The sequence below is a fragment of the Vibrio sp. N418 genome (assembly GCF_000222565.1).
GTDB classification, from domain to species: Bacteria; Pseudomonadota; Gammaproteobacteria; order Enterobacterales; family Vibrionaceae; genus Vibrio; species Vibrio scophthalmi.
This window is the reverse complement of the sequence record NZ_AFWD01000035.1, coordinates 86,823-105,995: the sequence shown is the minus strand read 5'-3', so window position 1 is coordinate 105,995 and position 19,173 is coordinate 86,823. Positions and strand designations below refer to the sequence as shown.

The following is a 19,173-nucleotide window of genomic DNA, read 5'->3' as shown; positions in this document are numbered from 1 at the left end:
GGATGAAATCGGATGTTGCGATCCCGGCGGAAGCTGTAGAGATAAGCAATGCTGCTCGCATGCCCCTACCTGCGGTAGTTGTTTGGTTGGTAATTTATTCTCTTCTTATGCCGCTCCTTATCGCTCACTTGTTGACGTTCCTCGGATAAATTTCTATTTAAGCGCTGATCTGCACTCTCTTTATCGTCCTCCGATAGCGTAATTCCAATCTCGTAGCATTTCGCTACTGCTTCTTTTTTGCACGAATTAACCGTGCGTATTTGCCATGCATGTAAATAAGCCGACTTATTTGCATCGCTTAGTGATTGGAATTAATACAATGAATTTTACATTGATCGCTCAAGTGTTGTGCGCACAAGCACAGCCTTCATACGTTGCTTGCTTTGACGCTACTGCTGTTTTATTGGTTACAGGGGAACGTGATGATGCTTAAACGTTTACCTATGCTGTTGTTCATTTCTGTATGTTTAATTTGGGGAACGACTTGGCTTGCGATGGAAGTCGCAGTGAAAACCATTCCGCCAATATTCGCGACTGGGCTCCGTTTTGCCATTGCCGCACCATTATTGATCCTGTTAGCCAAATGCTTTAACCAGCCATTATTGTTCCCTAAAGAAAAAAGGGCCTGGATGGCGGTTGTAGCGATTTTTTATTTCGCGGTGCCGTTTACCTTGATGATTTTTGGCGAGCAGTATATCTCTTCAGGATTAGCATCAATTATCTTCGCCAATATGCCGATTGCCGTGATGATCACATCTGGTCTATTTCTTGGTCTTAGGCTGCGTAAAGTACAAATCATGGGGTTGTTGATTGCAGTGAGTAGCCTCATCTTAATTTTGATCAATGAGATGAGTTTAGGTGGCAGTGATTATTTGCTGGGCTTTTTGGCCTTAGGTGGTGCTGTGGCCGCTCATGCGGTGATGTATGTGTTGGTTGAGAAATACTGCAAAGGGATTGCCGTGTTGACTTACAATGCTTTACCGAGTTTTGTCGCATCCATCTGTCTCTTTGCGACGTCATTGGTTGTAGAACAACCGGATATTACGGCGTTTTCTTCAGACTCTTTGGCAGCAGTGCTCTATCTTGGCTTGTTTGCAAGTGTCGGCGGGATTGTCGCTTATTTCAAATTGGGGCAAGTTTCGACCCCTTTTACCGCGTCAATTTGTTTCCTCTTTTTCCCTTTGATTGCATTGAGTTTATCGACTTGGTTTGCGGGTAACGCCATTTCAATGTTCTCTATGGCGCTGATGTTGCCTCTACTCGGTGGTATTTTTGTCACCAAAGTTGAGCCATCATCGTGGAAAAAGTGGAATGTGGTGCGGCATACATTGATTCGCACAACGCATTGATAGAGGGATAATCGAAATCGCAAGACGCTTAACACGTCTTGCGATTTTATTGTCATTGCCACGATCATTACGATAAGTGGGGGAAACTAGTTTTGTCTCAAGCCCATGCGGCACAGCTGACGAAAGTCTTTTGGACTCACATCGGTATGACGTTTGAAAAATTTGGTCATATTGGTGGCTTCGTTAAATCCCAGTTGCTCGGCGATATCTGCGATGGAATATTGACTAAAGGCCAGTTGACGTTTGGCTTCAATTAACACACGTTCGTCCAGCAGTTCCTTCGCACTAATTCCGGCATTATCCTTAGCCAATTTATCAAGTTGTTTGACGCTTTTACCCATCGCAAGGGCAATCTCAGCCACGGAAGGGCGTTGACGAAAGTGCTCATCGATATAGTGTTTTAATCGGTAGAAATCACTCGCACCCAGCTGCACCTGTTTGGCATTAGCCTTATAGATAGGCACGATGGTTTTTAGCAATACGCTACGTAGTAAGCTGCGGATGATTTCTGCGCGAAATTCAGAATCAGAATAAAACTCCTGCACCATGACTCGAAACAAAGCGTCAATATCATCAGTGATATTGTGGATGCAATTGACCTGTACTAAAGCTGCAATGATCGAATCAAAATAAGGGTCATGGCCGCTTTCAGCTAAAAAGGTACAATTAAACGGCATCACAAAGCCATCGACAGTACGATTTTTGGCAAAGGCATGGATCTGGTTTTTGCCTAATGTCAATAATGTGCCTGCTCGTACTTGATGAAATTGATGGTCTATATAGTGCTGACCTTCGCCTTCGGTAATATAGATTAGAGCACTAAAATTGAGTCGATGATGACGTGATACCTCTTCAATGCCGCGTTCAGCATAAAGCTGTGAGATACGAAAAAGATAAGGGTTGGTTAAATCAGACTCGGAGCGCATGCGCTCAAGTGGAATACATTTACTGTTCATAGTTAGCGAAAAAGGAGCTTACACAAGGTGAAGCTCCAATCTTATTATTACGTTTATTTTGTTTATCGCATGGCTAGCCAATCAATATGGCTAATAGCTTTCTTGCGCCATATCTTCGGCCATCTGCTGATAATCGATTTTGGCCTTACTCTCTACTACTACAGGTGCTTTTTCTGCCTGCTTGGTCACAGTATGCAGTAATTGCTGAGTCGTTTGCTCATTACTCAAACTGATGAAGCTAGTCGAAAGTTGCAAAATGATCACCACTGAAGCCAAACAGTAAAATGCCATAGAGATATGTTGTCTCATTGTTATTCCTTCTCTTGTTTAGCGGTTTCGTTTTTAGCCCCAGCTCTTGGTTTTCTTGGCGCGGTTTGACGAGCTTTCTTACCTTTTTGGTTACGTACTTGCTTAAACCAGTTTTTGTTAAAGACCAAGAAATCAGTCATGGCGTTGATCGGGCAAAGACTTTGGCACCAAGGGCGACGAACGACCAAAGACGTTAAAATGATCATCACAGTCAATACAAATAGGTACATGCCACCAATCATGCCAAAGGCAATGCCAAATGGTTCGTAAACGAAAGCCGCTGGACTACGGAAATAGGCGCCCAAACACAATGTGATTAGCAACAATGCGCGTGGAAACCAAATAAAGAACTGGTGACGTACTGGTGATGACTTCGCATTTCCCACTTTAGCTAGGCATTGTTGTACTGCGCCAAATGGGCATAGGCTTTGGCAGTAGACATTACGGTTGTAGTAGAAGATGTAGACAATGCTAAGTACCAACAAAATAAATGGCGTGTAGTTGGCGACCCCAGAGATCCACGAACCATAAATCAAGCCACCCATGGTTGAAGCCGAGTAAAGTGATGCGGAGTGAAAGCCAAACAGTAGAGTGGATGCAGCCAATAAGGCAACATTCATTTTTACCTTATGTTCTGAGCGTGTGCGGTTTACCCACACGGCAATCGCAAAGAAGATCAGAGCCGCGGCATCTAACCACTTAAAATAGCTCCACGGCGAAGCTTGCTCAGATAAGCGGTAACCAAACATGGCTTGGCGGATGGGGTCGGCTGCTTGATCGAGTGCTTGTGTATAAGCATCAGACGTCAAGGTTGCGCCGGTAATCGCATCAACATTAAGCGAGGTTTTGATGTTTTTTCCCAATAGCGCTTCGGGTAGTTTTTCTTCCACCACTTTATCAAAGTAGGACGAGGTTTCCTTTGATGAGAGCAGGGAGATGGTTTCAACGGTACCTGAAGCGCTAAATACTGCGCCAATCGTCAGTTCGCCGCCATAGCCGATGCCAGAGCCAAAGCTGATCCATTTGGCATTATCTTCACCTTCTTCGCCAACTAACTTGTATAGATTCGGCGAGATTTCAATCCGTTGATCTAGCGATGAAGTAATGTGTTCAAAAAATTGCGTTTGAGAGTTATTCGGACGTAAGCCGCCTAAATACCAAGCAACAATCAGCAGTAAGATCGATAAGACGCTGAGGATCTTCTCGATGTTTTTATTTCGATTTGGAGTTTTTGGTTTTTTTATTGCCATACAGAAATAGACAAGCCACAAAATTTGATTCTGTGGCTTGCTCCTTAACATTGTACTAAATCATGATGGGTGAGATCAGTGTGTGGTTTTCGGTTTTAGAGCAATCAACACACGCAATAGAATTGCGCCGCCAATGATAAGCCCAGTACCTGCAAAGCCAAGGAAGTACCAGCCTGCGAAACCTTCGTTTTCACCCAGTAGAGTGAATGCTCCCGCGACAGTCAGGACGATAGATGCCCACCAACCGCCAACGAGTGCCCATTTCCACCAGTTCATACCGAGCTTAAATTGCTTCGCCCATTGATTTGCACCAGCAAACACTAAGACTTGTAGTGCACCAAACGCCATCCAAAATAGTGGATCAAGTACCGTTGATTGTGGAAACATTAGAAGCCCTCCCAGTTGCCGTCGTATTCCCAAGTTTTCTCAACCTTGAGGTAGTTCTCGCTGCGCATCCATTCTGGTGGTTGGTGGTAACCAGCAAAGCGGCCGCCATTCCAATCGCCGTGGTACGCTTCGGCCTCTGGGTAGTAGAAGAAGTTGTGTTGCATCGCCAATAGTGTTTTACGTGTAATACCAGTTGGATCGCGCGGGTCAGTTTCCTTCACCAAGGCGTGAATCCAGTTGTTCTTACGAGTGTAAGGACACACAGCAATACATACGCGACAACCCATTGCGGTTTCCGTAGGGCCTTGACGCCACATTGTCCAGCAACTGTCTTGGTTGAAGTCAAACTTGCGATAGCCACGGACAATGGCATCCGGTTTATCGGCCTTACTGATTGAACCGCTTGGGCAAGAGTCAGCACAGATCTTACACTCTTCACAGAAGTGCTTAACCTTGGTATCGATTGGCTTATCGGCTTCAAGATCCAGTTCAGTGATGACCGCCGCAAGACGGATGTTTGGCCCTAGCTCCGGCGTTAATAGAATACCGTTACGTGCCGCTTCACCCATGCCCGCTTGGATAGCCAGTGGTGGTACAACTATTTCATAGTCAGAACCTGGCCACTGTGGACGCGCTGCGTAACCCAGTTCACCAAGGAATGCCGCCATCAAACCTGAGGCATTCTTCGCACGGAAGTAACCATCGTAAGAGGTTGAATAACCGATCGCAGCGTACATAGGGTCCCAGTTCATTGGGGTACCAAAGATGATCACGTTCTTCCAGTGTTTTGGTACTGATTCGTCCCAATCAGGCATACCACGCATGGTATTTTTGAACATGAAGTTAGGATCCATTTTGGTGATGCCAACAATGCTCATACCAAATTTGAAAGCCATCTTTTTGATCAGTTCAGACGCGTGTTTTGGTGATTTAAACTCTTGCTTAGTGCGCTTAACCCACTGGAAATCCACTTCGTCAGGGTGACCATCAGGCTTCGGAGGGAAGTTACTCATGTTGCCGCGCATGTAAGCCGCAGAGTAGGCCCAACCAAGTGCAAAGCGTGAGCGGTGTTGTTCAAAGTTCTGCGTGTGTTCTGCTTTCTCTTCAAACGATTGACGCATGTCGGCCCAACGCTCAGGGTAGCGTGAGTAGTATTCACGTACTCTTTCATTTGGGATTTCACGCCAATCAGCAGTAGGAACCCAGCCGTTTTTCATCTCTGCACCCAGAACGCGGGTGCGGTGGAATAAGAAATCGCTCCATTCAGGGCGTGTTAACTCACCCGCAACTTCCATCGTAGGTGCAACATCGACACGGAACGGTTCACGATCAAAGTACATATCGTGGCCAGATTCGGTACGACCCCAGCCGACGTTTGCATCAGGATCTCGACCCAATACAAAGCCAGCGCCGGCCGCTGCACCAATTGTCGCTGTTGCGGCAGCTGCGCCACCTAGCTTCAAAAAGTCGCGGCGAGAGGTGTCTGCAACACCTGATTCAACTTGCTCTTTCACATTAACTCCAGACTTATAATTATATTTCGACCACATCAAGGCTCAGCGCTTTGTTAATAGTATTGATCTGATCTCGATAGGTAATTTTGTAGTGTGCTGCCAGCTTATTAAGCTCAACCATCACCAATTGAGCATCGGCCCATTTTTCAGTGTGGAAGTAGCACAGGAAGAGGTGTTCTAAGCACCATTCGTCATGTGGTTCAAAGATCAGTAATTGACGAATATCTTGTTCAAGTTCGACATAAAGACGTAAGTCCGCTTTAACGCGAGCACGAATGCTGACCACGTCGTAGCTTTCCGGTTTCAATAGCAGATAGTGATCCAGCGCTTCGAGTGCTTCTTCTAAGCGACCATTTTGGTGTGCAGTGATCCCGGCCAAGCGCACCAGTTCAATCGAAGAAATATCGTTGTTGAGTGCGGTTGTGATCCACTGATCCGCTTTGTCATTTTGACCAAGGGCAAGGTATGAGCTCACGGCTGTGATGTAAGTGGAGACTAACGATTGATCACAAGCAAAAGCTTGCTCGGCATACTTGGCTGCCAGCTCAAATTTACTGTCTTGATAATGCAGGCCAGCCAAATTTTGGTAGCCGCCGACAAAGTTTTCATCAATTTCAATACTGCGTTGAAACTGCTCTGCGGCCAAATCACTGTTACCTTGGTAAAGATGATTAAAACCAAGGTGGCAATGAACCATTGGCTTGTTTTCATTTAGTGCGATGGACTCTTGCAACATCGCTTTTGCCATCTCGTAATCACCTAGCTGTTGGTAAACAAGGCCACATTTGCTTTTGAATTCATGTTCAGGGAGTAGCGACTTGTAAAGGTTGGTGACGATCATGGCGAGCTGACACATTTGTGCTGCCATTAAAGTTTCAAACAGAAATTGCAGTTGGGCTTCGGTAATGGAAATCGGTTCAAATAGCTCACTCATTACCAGCGTGAAACTTTCATGCTCTAACCAATCGAGTTGGTTTTTATCCTGCTCACGGCCTGCTTGGGCAAACTGGGCACTTAAAAACATCAAACGATCATTGAGCTTTGGCTCAACGTCTTGTTGTGATGGTAGTAAAGGGAGTTGGCTTTGTAGATATTGATAGAGTTCTAGCCATTTAGTGCTGATCATGCAAAACGTCCTACTTAAATTTCAGCGCTAATATTGAGTATTCTATTAATGGGCAAAAGGTCGTTTTTAACCCTAAAGTGGTAGTTTTCTTCCCTTTGCTCGCAAACATGATTTTGATCAAATCTACTCTTAGCCAAAATGTGAACAAAAAGATAAAGGTAGGGAGGGTTGGTAGTTACTAAGTATCTTGGCTGTTAAGGAAGTATTTATGTCGATGCCATTAGGCTGCAATCATTAGCCAATCGCGCGAGTGCTACTTGATGGCGCTAGGCGCCTAGTTTACAAAATGCGATTGATAGAATTTCGGTGTGACCGCAAGCTTTCTTTTAAATTGGCGCTGAAAGTGTGCTTGGTCGGAAAATCCGAGCTGCAAAGCTACATCAGAGATAGGTTGGCCAGATTTAAGCATCTGTTTCGCACGCTTGATTTTTTCATCCATCAAATAAGCGTGGGGAGGAAGACCAAACTGGTTTTTAAATGCCCGCACTAATTGATAGCGGCTAATTCCGACAGTATCGGCTAATGACTGCAAATGATGATTGTGACTGACTTGGTCAAGTAACTTGTCGCGCACATGAGCAAGACAAGGTTGAGCCTGCGCGGAATGGTGAGCACTTTGAGTGGAGCAGTTTATTTGTTCGCCTTGTTCAATAAAGCACTCGGCGACAAATTCAAACAGCAAAACTTCAGCTTGCAGACGGCTTGCGTTTTGCGCGAGAGCATCAAATAGCAAGTTAAATCGCCGCTGTAATGATTCACTTCGTTCTAAATCGCGGGCAAAGCGTGTATAGCTTGAGGTGCGATTGTGCAGCACATCTTGTTGCACTTCGCCCATTTTGATCGCGTCGACAAACAACATCCGATAAGACCATTCTCCGTGACCAGAAGTGCTGGTTTCAGGATTGCAAGAATGCACATCAAACGGATTAATGGTGACGATATCGCCTTGGCTAATGCGGTAGTGCTTGTCACGATTGTGGTAGCCGGCAATACCGCTATCGATAATGCCAAAAGAGAACTCATCATGGGAATGGGCTTGATAACAAGCCGAGCTTTGATTGGCTGTTCTTAACTCAATCCAAGGCAACAATGTACTTTGTGTAAAACTGACACTGTCATCTTTTTTCATCTTTCGTCACGATCCCTGAATGATAGCCATTGTGATAGGCTTTTTATAAAATTGGCTTTGGCGGCATTATATCCATATTGCACCGACCGAGAGAGCCAACAGCACCGCCATTATGCGATTAAACAATACAAATCGTTGGGCGTTATTGAGATATTTGGCCAGTACTCGGCCAATCACTGCCCAAATTCCCACCCCGATCAGGCATAAAACAAGCGATACCGCGGTGAATAGTAGTAATGAAAAATACTCATTCTCTTGCCCTATAACATAAAGGCTGACGCCAGACATGGCAACTAGCCACGCTTTGGGATTAAGGATCTGTGTGAGCGATCCCGTCCAAAAGCCCGATTTTTTTTCTTTAGATGACTCAAGTGAGGCGACGGGGGCGGTAAAAATTCTGTAGGCCAAATACAAAATAAACACACTTCCGCTCAATTGCATCACCGTGGTGAGTTTAGGGATGAGTGCTGCAACGGTTTGCATCATACCACCGGTTAAAAAAACCACCATCGCGTAGGCGACGGATGCACCGGTGACAAATCTAGCGGCGGCGCGTTTGCCATGGTTGATGGCTGTGCTGGTGGCGAGGAGGTTTACCGGGCCGGGTGTCGTTGAACCAACAAAAGCAAAAACGACCATGGCGAAAACGAGACTATTCATTGTGCAATCCTTTCTGTACTACCCACAATATAGTGTGAAGTAAAAATGGAGTATTGAACGATATTGCAGCACAAGCATTTAAATTAAGCGCTTTGGAGGTGATTTGATTGGTTAAGGTCTATTTTTGCTATCTATCATCCGCCTAGAATAGCCATTTATGCGTTTTTTTTTGTGAAAATTACACTCATTATTAACGTGACCTATATCACCTTATGAATGAATCAGCTAGAATAGCGCCCACATCCAATATGACCTTTTTTAACAGTATCTCGAAAGTGAATTAAGAGCTTGTTATTAAAAGAAATTTACTTCGAGGGCACTGCTATCATAAGTACAAATAACATCACCATGCAATTTGGTGCCGAGCCACTGTTTGAAAACATTTCAGCTAAGTTCGGTAATGGTAACCGTTACGGCCTAATTGGTGCGAATGGCTGTGGTAAGTCAACATTCATGAAAATCTTGAGCGGTGCGCTAACACCAAGTTCAGGTAATGTTTCGATTACTCCAGGGCTTAAACTAGGCGTATTGAGCCAAGACCAGTTCGCTTTTGAACAACACAATGTTATCGATGTTGTGATTATGGGCGACCGTAAACTGTGGGAAGTGAAGCAAGAGCGTGAGCGTATCTATTCATTGCCGGAAATGAGTGAAGAAGACGGCATGAAAGTGGCAGAGCTTGAAAGCGAGTTTGCCGAAATGGACGGTTATACTGCAGAAAGCCGCGCGGGTGATATTTTGCTACAAGCAGGTATTGAGGAAGAGTTTCATTTTGGCCTGATGCAGCAAGTTGCACCTGGTTGGAAATTACGTGTGCTTTTGGCGCAGGCGCTGTTCGCCAACCCTGATATTTTGCTACTCGACGAACCAACCAACAACTTGGATATTCATACCATCAACTGGTTGGCGGAAGAGTTGAACCAACGTAAATGTACGATGATCATCATCTCGCACGACCGTCACTTCCTAAACTCTGTGTGTACACACATGGCGGATATCGATTACGGTGAGCTACGCATTTACCCTGGTAACTATGAGTACTTCCTTGAAGCTTCGGGTTTGATTCGTGAGCAACTATTGGCTTCGAATGCAAAGAAAACGGCAGAAATTAACGAACTACAAGATTTCGTAAACCGTTTTGGTGCCAATGCTTCTAAAGCGAAGCAAGCAAGCTCACGTGCTAAGAAAATGGATAAGATCCAATTAGATGAAGTGAAATCAAGTAGCCGTGTTAGCCCGTCGATCGACTTTGGTGAAGGTAAAAAACTGCACCGTCTAGCGCTTGAACTGCAAGATCTTGGCCACGCTTTTGGTGACGAACTGTTGTTTGAAAAAGGCAACTTATTGCTTGAAGCGGGCACGCGTTTAGCGGTTATCGGTGAAAATGGCGTGGGTAAAACTACTTTACTACGCTGTCTAGTGAGAGAGCTAGAGCAGACACAAGGCGTAGTGAAATGGTCAGAAAATGCCTCGATCGGTTACTGCCCGCAAGACAGCACTGCAGATTTTGATAACGATCTGACCATTTTTGAGTGGATCTCGCAATGGCGTACTGTTAAGCACAATGACTTGATGGTGCGTGGTATTTTGGGTCGTCTGTTGTTTACGGCGGATGATGCCAATAAAAAAGCCAAAAACTGTTCAGGTGGTGAGAAGAACCGCCTACTATTTGGTAAGCTGATGATGCAAGATATCAATGTACTGGTAATGGATGAACCAACCAACCACATGGATATGGAAGCGATTGAAGCACTGAATAGCGCATTAAAGGTTTATACTGGCACGTTGATTTTTGTCAGTCACGACCGTGAGTTTGTTTCATCACTTGCGACGTCTATTATTGACGTGAAAGAGAAAAAATTGGTGAGCTTCCAAGGTACGTTTGATGAGTACATGGCACATCAGAAAAAAGTTCTTAGCGCCGCGTAATCTCGCGCACTAAGCCTTAGAATGGCGAATAACCGTAATTCAAATCGATGTAGGTTATTCGCTGTAATGAATTAATTTATACCCTTAGAAAGGTATGGTGGAGCGCTGAAAGCGCGCCATTGATAATAAAGGAGCCGTTCATGAGCCATGAATTTATGACCGACGAAGAACGCATCGAACTACAACAGAATAACCCACTGCACGGCCTTAAATTAGAAGACATGCTGCAGCAGCTTGTTGATCATTACGGCTGGGTCATTCTTGATACGGCAATGCGTATGAACTGCTTCAACACGAAACCAAGTATTGCGAGCAGTGTTAAATACCTGAAAAAGACCGAGTGGGCGCGTGAGCGTGTAGAGAACTTTTATCTATACCGCTTTAAACGCATGCCAAAAGCATCGGAATACGAATACAACTTACCACCGCGTTCACGTACTTTCCCACATGGTTTAGAGCCACGTGAACCAATGGAGTTAACGGTAGAGTCTATCTTAGCTTCTCAAGCAAAAGCGGCTTCTGCGCACAAAGAACGCGCATCCAGACAGCGTGCAGATCGTTCGCGTTTCCATCATCGTCGATAGTTAACGAGTTCGTTTTATACTGAAAGCCAAACACGATTGTTTGGCTTTTTTATTGTTCTCCATTCCTTCTTCCTCGGCCCCATTTTCTCTCCGGCTATCCAGATTATTTTCATGACTCAATCATGGCATTGACGTACTTTTCTCACTAGGTGATTTTGTTGAATTTGACTCAATTCAACAGGACATTTACTAATTACGAACAGCGTTCCATGTGGGCATTCTTATCAGGAAAGAATAATTAACGCCTAATTCGCTTTTAATTCTTAGTTAATGAGAATCGAGTTAGTCTGCAACCTAGTAATGTAACCTATCAACAGGCAACCTGATTCGCGAGCTATAGCTCACATAATGAAGCGGTAACTCAAGGAATGAGAAAAAGGAATAAAGAGGTTGTATGAATCAGGTTATATCTGTCGGTCCACAGGAGTCATTTTTAGTCGCGATTTTCGTGCTATTTTTAGGCCAGTTTATTAACGCAAAATTACCGACCCTAAAGAAATTCAACATCCCTGAACCCATCGTCGGTGGCTTGATTGTCGCGTGTGCGATCACTACGCTGCATTTCCAAGGTATCGATCTGGTTTTTGACTTGCCATTACAAAACACATTCATGTTGATGTTTTTTGCTACGGTCGGTTTAGCGGCGAATTACACTCAGTTAGTCAAAGGTGGCGCGAAGGTCTTTCTTTTCCTTGCGGTCGCATCGGTTTACATTCTTATCCAAAATGCTGTAGGCGTTTCTTTGGCGAGCATGCTGGGCTTAGACCCACTTATGGGGCTTATTGCTGGCTCCATTACGCTATCCGGTGGTCATGGCACAGGTGCGGCATGGTCGCAAACCTTCCAAGATGTTTATGGCTTAAATAATGTGCTTGAGATTGCGATGGCATCAGCCACATTTGGTTTGGTGATGGGGGGGATTATTGGTAGCCCTGTTGCTCAACGCTTGATTGAAAAGCGCAAGTTAGAGTCAGATTACGGCCACACCAACCAAACGCACCAAGAGTTTCCTGAATTGGTCACTTACAACGAGCATGAGGAAGATCGTGTTACGGCGAAGAAGGTGGTTGAGAGCTTAGCCCTGATCTTGTTCTGTGTGACGGGGGCTGGCTATGTAGAAGAGTGGGTAAGTTCATTTGGTATCAAATGGTTAATGATCCCTGATTTTGTTTATGCATTGTTCATTGGTGTGGTGATCACCAACATTCTTGAAGTGACTAAAGTTCGTAAATTGGATTTAGAGACCGTTGATATTCTTGGCACGGTATCATTGTCCCTATTTCTAGCGATGGCATTGATGAGTCTAAAACTATGGAATATCTTTGATCTAGCGATTCCATTCCTGATTATTTTAGGCGTGCAGTCAATGATTTTGGCGGTCTTTGCTTATCACGTTACGTTCCGTGTTATGGGCAGCAACTACGATGCAGCGGTGATTGCGAGTGGGCATTGCGGCTTTGGCCTTGGAGCGACCCCGACAGCAGTGATGAATATGGGGTCAATCGTGAGCCGTCACGGCCCGTCACCACAAGCGTTTATGGTGGTGCCGATTGTGGGCGCATTCTTTATCGACATCGTCAACTTAATGATCCTGCAAGGCTGTATCGCGTTTATCCACTAGTGTTATGCGGCTTTAGCCGAGAGTGGGTGATAGATAGCGTCATCATCGCGAGAATATACACCATGTAAAAAACCAGTCAGCTTGCTGACTGGTTTTTTTATATCGGAAAGTTATGTTCGGCGAGAAGCATCACATTGACTTGCTGTTCTTAATGCGTTGCTAGTGCGGAATTGAACCCAGTGCACATAAATGAATATTGGTTGCTATCCAGAACCATTCTATTCGATTTCAAGACTAAACTTATGGATGAGCTATGTCGGCTAACCTATTCAATTTATGGTTTTTTATTGACTGACATTCGCCTAAATATTTCACGATTCCCACGTTGTTTATGGAGAAACAATGAAGAAGTCATTTAGTCAGTTCCAATATTTCCCTATTATCGCCCTTGCCATTTCGATGGTGGTTGGCGGCTATCTTTACAATCGCACCTTAGATGAGTGGCTGACTAAAATTGTCAGTAGCTATATGTTTGGTCTTATCGAAGATGTCTCGTTTGAAATGCAACGCTCACAACTGGACTTGTATGACATGGACGCGGCAGAGATTGACCAATTCCTCAGCGAGATCCCGCAAGCTAATTTTGGCCGTCGCTTTACCATCGTCCACAGCTCTGGAAAAGTCTTGGGTGATTCCCAACTGACTGAGCATGAAGTCTCATTACTTGATGACCACAGCAATCGTGGTGAAATCATTTCCGCGCTTTCGGGTGACCCGGGTATCGCCAAACGTTATAGCCCGACACTCAACCAAGAACTGCTGTATGTAGCGAAGAAACTGAAGATGATGGATGATGAACATGGCCACGACACAACCTATGTGTTACGGCTAGCGATGCCGATGACAACGCTTTATGCCATGGCGATCGATCTGGAACTGATTGTATTTGCGCTGCTGGGTTGTTCGCTTATCGTGTTGATCTCGTCGTTGTGGTACAGCAACCGCAAAATCTTCTATGTAGTGAATAAGGAAAGAGATAAGCAAGAAGAGCGGATTAGAAAAAGCACCCAAGAAATCGAGTTGTTGCATCGGTTGGCGAATATGCTGGCTGCTTGTAATACCATTAGTGAAGCGCAGAGTGTGGTTGCTGACATCATTCCGCGCATCTTAGGCAACATAAATGGTTGCGTGTCGATTATGCGTGAGTCACGTAACCAACTTGAAGTGAAGCTTGATTGGGGGGGCGAGTGGCCGGCTAATAAAGTCTACGCGCCTTCAGATTGCTGGGCGCTACGCAAAGGTAAGCATCATCTGTCTCAAGATGAGCATCACAACTTGCCTTGTACCCATATGGATCACTGTGAAACGAGTGGCCTCACCTTATGTGTGCCGTTAACGGCACATGGCAATACCGTGGGGATGTTCCATTTATATTTCGATTCGCAATTTGAGCCGATTAATGAGGAAACCAAGCAACTTGCTTTCACTATTGCCGAACATCTTGGCCTTGCATTAGCTAACTTAAGCTTACAAGAGAAGTTACGTTCACAAGCATTAAGTGATCCACTGACGGGGCTATACAATCGCCGTTTCTTTGAAGAAGCGATAGAGAGTGAGTGGGTGAAGTCAGGTCAAACTCAAGCACCGCTTTCCTTGCTGATGCTCGATTTGGATCATTTTAAGCGCTTCAATGACAATTTCGGTCATGACGCGGGCGACTATGTACTTAAAGAAGTGTCGAATCTGCTCAAGCGTACCATTGGTGAAGAGCACGTCGCCTGCCGATTAGGCGGGGAGGAACTTGCGGTGCTTAGCCCGAATTGTAATATTGAACAATCGATGTTGCTGGCCAATGCGATTGTTCAAGCCGTGCGAGAGTTGCATCTTGATATGAAAGGCTTATCGTTAGGCCAATTAGGTGTCTCTATTGGGGTGACCACCTACCCAGACTTGAATGCTTCAACCCAAGATTTGGTCAAAGCCGCCGATACTGCGCTCTATCAAGCCAAAGATAATGGACGTAGCCAAGCGATTCACACCAATCAATCTAATGAGGACGCCAAACGTGTTGAGCAGGAGGCGGAACAAGAATCGGAGTGCGAGGAGCCAAATTCGCTGATGCCATCCACCTAATGTTGTCGTGCTTCAATCAGCCACAGAATGCTATAGGTTCGTGGCTTCGTGAGAAGTGTTGCATTCGTTTTGGCGATTCTATTTCAGTGCGTGCGTTTAATTCTATATTAGCCAGTACATCCGAGTAGAAAAGCAGGATATACTGGCGAGGTATCTATGATTAAAAGGCTACCTATGAGTGATTCATCTGCTGTAACTGTACCACGTGACCCAATGGCACGTTTCGATGCGTTTTTTAAAGCAATTGTTGAAAGCAAAAAAATCTGGCTATTGATTGATGAGCACGGCAGTGTGCTGCTGAACACGGATGATGAAGAGTGTGTGCCAGTATGGCCATCAGAAGAGCACGCGTTGCAATGGGCAACCGATGAGTGGGAAGGCTTTACGGCAGAGCCAATCTCTTTAGCGAAATGGAAAAGCCGCTGGACTCGTGGTCTAGAACAAGATGATCTTTCTCTTGTGGTATTCCCTGACGCGGAAGGCGAAGGCTTAGTGCTTTACCCTGATGAGTTTGAATTTGAAATGATCAAGCGTGAGCGTCGCTAATCTAACGCGGCTCTATCTGATCTAAGCTGGCGCATAAACGCTAGGCTAAGTTGACATTGGCAGTGCTCAAGTATCATGAGCATTGCCAATAACCTGATCACCCACCTCTCTTCAGAGGCTCACATCATTCAGCCATGATCGCTGATTAATCTCGTCACCTCTGCTGTTTTCTTCGCTAACCCTTCTCCTTGCACTCAGGATTGCTGCGCGTCTATTAACGATGTTTTTTTGAATCTAGGCCTGCATTTGCTAGAATGCCGCCCTTCGCAGGCTACGGTGCCTGATAATGCAAGATCAGAGACGCATAACATGAATAACACTCACACCATCATTGGATTAATCAACCCGAAAAGTCCTGAAAACGTCGGCGCAGTAATGAGAGCTGCTGGCTGTTATCAAGCGAATGCAGTGACCTATACGGGTGAACGCTACGATCGTGCGGTGAAGTTTGCGACTGATACCAAGAGTATGATTCAGAGTATTCCATTGACGGGTGCTGATTGTGTGCTTGATGGTTTAGCGGAAGATGTAAAGATTGTCTGTGTTGAATTGGCAGAAGGGGCAACACCACTGCCGTATTTTCAGCATCCAGACAAAGCGATTTATGTTTTTGGGCCGGAAGATGGCTCGATTCCTCAACAAGTTGCCGATAGAGCTGATCACGTCGTTTACGTACCAACGATTGGCTGTATGAATCTTGCCGCTTCGGTGAATGTACTGCTTTATGATCGTTTGGCTAAGTCAGAAAACATGATTCAAGGTGATGAACTGATCCGCAGCAGCCGTGATAATAAGAATAAGCTTGTGATTAAGTCGACCAGTGATGTCGCGTAAGCGATTGACATCAAAAGATGTATTGAGAGTCCTGTTTCTGAATTCAACCGCTCTAATTTTGTCCAATCGTTTTGACAAAGGGTGGGCATTGGGCTTGAAATGAGGCAAGCTGTAACAATATGGTGCGGTTATTTCTCCATTCATTACCGCATATAAAAGTTAAAGTTGATGCCGAGGCATACGCGAGCGCGTAAACTTAAGCTTATAATAGAATCAGTTAGAGCAGGAGAATCAGTAATGACTCATAAAACAAAAACAATGGAAGTCCCTGTCGCGATTGCCGACAGGGTGCAAGCGCTGATTGATGCTCATGAAGCTAAAGAGAAGTTCAATTCTGAACGCAAAGCGGTAGTAAACAACTTATTGGCGATGGATAAACTGAGTTGTGAAATGGCGGTGTACAGTTTCCCACAGAGCGAGCTGCTTGATACGCTGCGCTTTGTTTATGAACTGTCGGGTACTAACAGCCGTTTTGTGAAGAATATTCTTACTCAATCGAGAGAGAACCCGAACAAGGTTCTTTCTGATGCACAGCGTTCATCAGCGAAAAGTCTACTGTTTAACCTGATCAATGAGCCTTCGGTTGTGTCTGCGATGAAAGAGATCGAATAATTAGACCGGTAATATGAGTGATCGCTTTGGTTTGCCTTCTATCCTCATAAATCGAACACAAGTAAAAACGCAGAGTCTCAATCAGAGCTCTGCGTTTTTGTTTTTATCTCAGCGAACTTATCTTAACTCACTCTTTATCTATCGCGTGCTCATAAGCGGATTGGGTTATCGTGTCAGTGCTGCATCAACGGTAGACTACATCCTCAGGATAGCCATAGTAGTCATCTTCTTCGTCGCTTGATTCTGACGCAAAAGCCGCGTAGTCCACCTGAGTATCACGGTTATAAGCGATCACTTTGATGGCTTCATTATTCCAAAACGCATATTCTTCAATCCTTGTCACGGAGGCTGGGATCTCTAATTCAAGCAGCTTATTGTCGGTAAAGGCTGCATGGCCGATTAATTTGAGCGAATCAGGCAAGGTCACCTTAGTTAACTTGCTTCTGCGAAAGGCATCGGAGCCGATAGCCTCAACCGTGACACCATTAAACTGATTCGGAATTACAATCTCGGTATAACGGGCAAAGTACTCCAAAATAGTGCCCGTTTCTGCCTCAAAATTAACGTCTTTCAGGGTTAACGTATGAGGCGAGGTAAGTTGATGCTGAGAAAATGGCGTCGCATCGAGTAAGTGTTCTGGAAAAGCGTTAGGGGCAATCGAAACCGTCGGGCTGTGTATTGCGATACTGGTTAATGGGTTGAAGTCAAAGGCATCTTTAGCGATAACTTGCACTGATGGTGGAATGGATACATGAGTTAGGGCGTTTTCGGCTAAGGCCCGCTCGCCAATAAAGGTGAGAGAATCAGGCAAAGTGATACTGGCGATCTGATTGACGGAAAAAGCGTAGTCGTGGATTTCTCGTAATGAGTCAGAGAGTGTCACCTTGGTGAGTTCATTATCGAAGAAGGCAAAACGACCAATGCTGGTGACAGAGTTTGGCACGACCAATTCGTCTAGGTTGTTACCATCAAAAGCATGTTCACCAATGCTCTCGAGTGACTGAGATAGCGTCACTTTTTCAAGTTCATTATCATTGAAGGCATATTCGCCAATTTGAGTGACGGAGTCTGGAATTGTTATTTTCATCAACTGGTTTTCTTCGAACGCCATTTCTCCAATCGTGACTAAATTATTTGACAGAGTCACACTGGTTAAGGCGTTTTCAGCAAAAGCCCGATACTCAATCGAAGTGACGGAGTCAGGGATGGTGACATGTGCCAGCGAATTTTCAATAAAGGCACTATTACCAATGGTGACAATGCCTTCAGGTAAGATCACGCTGGTTAAGCCATTTTCAGCGAAGGCGCGATAGCCGATTTCTTTCACTGAGTTGGGAATATCGACATGTGTGATTTGATTATTGGCAAAGGCGTCACGTTCGATGGATTCTACTTGATGAGGAATCTCTATTTCACTTAGCGCATTATGTTCAAAGGCGCCGTTGCCAATCAAGGTTAATGAGTGAGGTAGCACTACTCGTGTTAAGTGGCAGTGGCGAAAGGCGCAATACTCAATCTCGGTTACGCGCATACCATCAAAATTGTCTGGAATAATGATGTTGGTGTAACTGGAATAGTATTGGAGGATTCGGCCTGTCTCTGGATTAAAATCGACGTCGATTGACGTGAGGGTATGCTCCTGCTCTAAAGCAGATGCAGAAAAAGGGGTTGATTCCAGTAGATCACCATCGAATGCATTGTGACCAATCGTTAGTATCGAGTCAGGTAGCGAAATCGCGCTGAGTTGGTTGTCGGCAAAAGCGCTTTTATTGATGCGAATCACCGAATTTGGAATCGCCACATCAGTTAATTGATTATTAGAGAAAGCTCTCGCTCCAATCGAGGTGACGGAATTTGGAATAGTGACCTGACCAAGCTCATTCCCCATGAACACACCTTCCTCAATAGTGCTTAGAGCGTTAGGCAACGTTACACTGGTCAGTTCATTATTGAGAAACGCATATTCACCGATATAAGTGATTGAATCGGCGATAGTGACATGGGTTAAGTCACAGCGGCTAAACGCTTCTTCATCAATGGCGACGACGGGAATATGATTGAATGTTTCAGGAATAATAATCTCGGTGTAGCTTGCCGTGTATTCGGTAATCATTCCCGAGCTTTGGTCAAATTCAACGTCTGCTAATGTCAGAGTATGAGCTTGGCGGTTGGAATTATTCATGACTTCCTCTTGATTCTGGAAAAAGGCTCAGGCGTATTTGCTCGAGCCTGACGATAATATTCAGTGACTTTGTATACAAACGAGGTAAGCAGCATGCCAAGAAGCGATTGAT

General features: G+C 45.0%; 17 protein-coding genes. 8 read left to right on the top strand and 9 right to left on the bottom strand.

Annotation, left to right across the window (positions count from 1 at the left end; all coding sequences use genetic code 11):
* Positions 1-422 precede the first annotated feature (422 nt).
* Positions 423-1,349 (top strand): DMT family transporter, encoded by a 927-nt coding sequence (locus tag RH86_RS05930; RefSeq protein WP_038219312.1) that lies wholly within the window; start codon positions 423-425, stop codon positions 1,347-1,349.
* 86 nt (positions 1,350-1,435) lie between these two features.
* On the opposite strand, the gene RH86_RS05925 is transcribed toward RH86_RS05930, so the two are convergent.
* From RH86_RS05925 to RH86_RS05890, 8 genes are all read right to left on the bottom strand, one after another.
* Positions 1,436-2,305 (bottom strand): helix-turn-helix transcriptional regulator, encoded by an 870-nt coding sequence (locus RH86_RS05925; protein ID WP_005599835.1) that lies wholly within the window; start codon positions 2,303-2,305, stop codon positions 1,436-1,438.
* A gap of 90 nt (positions 2,306-2,395) precedes the next feature.
* Complete coding sequence (locus RH86_RS05920) at positions 2,396-2,614, bottom strand: hypothetical protein (protein ID WP_005599837.1); 219 nt, start codon at positions 2,612-2,614, stop codon at positions 2,396-2,398.
* Between the two features lie 2 nt (positions 2,615-2,616).
* Positions 2,617-3,864 carry a 4Fe-4S binding protein gene (locus RH86_RS05915; RefSeq protein ID WP_223296327.1) on the bottom strand — a complete coding sequence of 416 codons (1,248 nt, stop codon included), beginning with the start codon at positions 3,862-3,864 and terminating at the stop codon, positions 2,617-2,619.
* A gap of 75 nt (positions 3,865-3,939) precedes the next feature.
* On the bottom strand, positions 3,940-4,251 hold the full coding sequence (locus tag RH86_RS05910; protein ID WP_009385516.1) for a hypothetical protein: 312 nt from the start codon (positions 4,249-4,251) through the stop codon (positions 3,940-3,942).
* Positions 4,251-5,765, bottom strand: coding sequence for a 4Fe-4S dicluster domain-containing protein (locus tag RH86_RS05905; RefSeq protein ID WP_009385514.1), 1,515 nt, complete (start codon positions 5,763-5,765; stop codon positions 4,251-4,253). Before RH86_RS05905 ends, RH86_RS05910 begins: the two co-directional genes overlap by 1 nt.
* A 19-nt stretch (positions 5,766-5,784) precedes the next feature.
* Positions 5,785-6,891, bottom strand: coding sequence for a tetratricopeptide repeat protein (locus RH86_RS05900; RefSeq protein ID WP_009385512.1), 1,107 nt, complete (start codon positions 6,889-6,891; stop codon positions 5,785-5,787).
* Between the two features lie 274 nt (positions 6,892-7,165).
* The gene (locus RH86_RS05895) at positions 7,166-8,020 is read right to left on the bottom strand and encodes an AraC family transcriptional regulator (protein ID WP_009385510.1); all 855 of its coding nucleotides are present in this window, start codon (positions 8,018-8,020) and stop codon (positions 7,166-7,168) included.
* A gap of 66 nt (positions 8,021-8,086) precedes the next feature.
* Complete coding sequence (locus RH86_RS05890) at positions 8,087-8,680, bottom strand: LysE family translocator (RefSeq protein ID WP_009385508.1); 594 nt, start codon at positions 8,678-8,680, stop codon at positions 8,087-8,089.
* A gap of 324 nt (positions 8,681-9,004) precedes the next feature.
* On the opposite strand from RH86_RS05890, the gene RH86_RS05885 reads away from it, so the two are divergent.
* The 7 genes from RH86_RS05885 to RH86_RS05855 all read left to right on the top strand — a co-directional run bounded on the left by RH86_RS05885 (position 9,005) and on the right by RH86_RS05855 (position 16,879).
* Positions 9,005-10,609 (top strand): ABC-F family ATPase, encoded by a 1,605-nt coding sequence (locus tag RH86_RS05885; protein WP_083181580.1) that lies wholly within the window; start codon positions 9,005-9,007, stop codon positions 10,607-10,609.
* A 155-nt stretch (positions 10,610-10,764) separates the two neighbouring features.
* The gene (locus RH86_RS05880; protein ID WP_038219336.1) at positions 10,765-11,193 is read left to right on the top strand and encodes a VF530 family DNA-binding protein; all 429 of its coding nucleotides are present in this window, start codon (positions 10,765-10,767) and stop codon (positions 11,191-11,193) included.
* Positions 11,194-11,587: 394 nt separating this feature from the next.
* On the top strand, positions 11,588-12,814 hold the full coding sequence (gene gltS, locus RH86_RS05875; protein WP_009385505.1) for a sodium/glutamate symporter: 1,227 nt from the start codon (positions 11,588-11,590) through the stop codon (positions 12,812-12,814).
* Between the two features lie 342 nt (positions 12,815-13,156).
* Positions 13,157-14,887: a diguanylate cyclase gene (locus RH86_RS05870; RefSeq protein WP_009385504.1), complete on the top strand. Its 1,731-nt coding sequence runs from the start codon at positions 13,157-13,159 to the stop codon at positions 14,885-14,887.
* 174 nt (positions 14,888-15,061) lie between these two features.
* On the top strand, positions 15,062-15,433 hold the full coding sequence (locus RH86_RS05865) for a DUF2750 domain-containing protein (RefSeq protein WP_005599875.1): 372 nt from the start codon (positions 15,062-15,064) through the stop codon (positions 15,431-15,433).
* 309 nt (positions 15,434-15,742) lie between these two features.
* Positions 15,743-16,267 (top strand): RNA methyltransferase, encoded by a 525-nt coding sequence (locus RH86_RS05860; protein WP_005599877.1) that lies wholly within the window; start codon positions 15,743-15,745, stop codon positions 16,265-16,267.
* A gap of 237 nt (positions 16,268-16,504) precedes the next feature.
* Positions 16,505-16,879 carry a hypothetical protein gene (locus RH86_RS05855; protein ID WP_005599879.1) on the top strand — a complete coding sequence of 125 codons (375 nt, stop codon included), beginning with the start codon at positions 16,505-16,507 and terminating at the stop codon, positions 16,877-16,879.
* 184 nt (positions 16,880-17,063) lie between these two features.
* Here the strand turns inward: RH86_RS05855 and RH86_RS05850 are convergent, their stop codons facing one another.
* Positions 17,064-19,061, bottom strand: a complete 1,998-nt coding sequence (locus RH86_RS05850) for a leucine-rich repeat domain-containing protein (RefSeq protein WP_009385503.1) — start codon at positions 19,059-19,061, stop codon at positions 17,064-17,066.
* Positions 19,062-19,173: the final 112 nt, after the last annotated feature.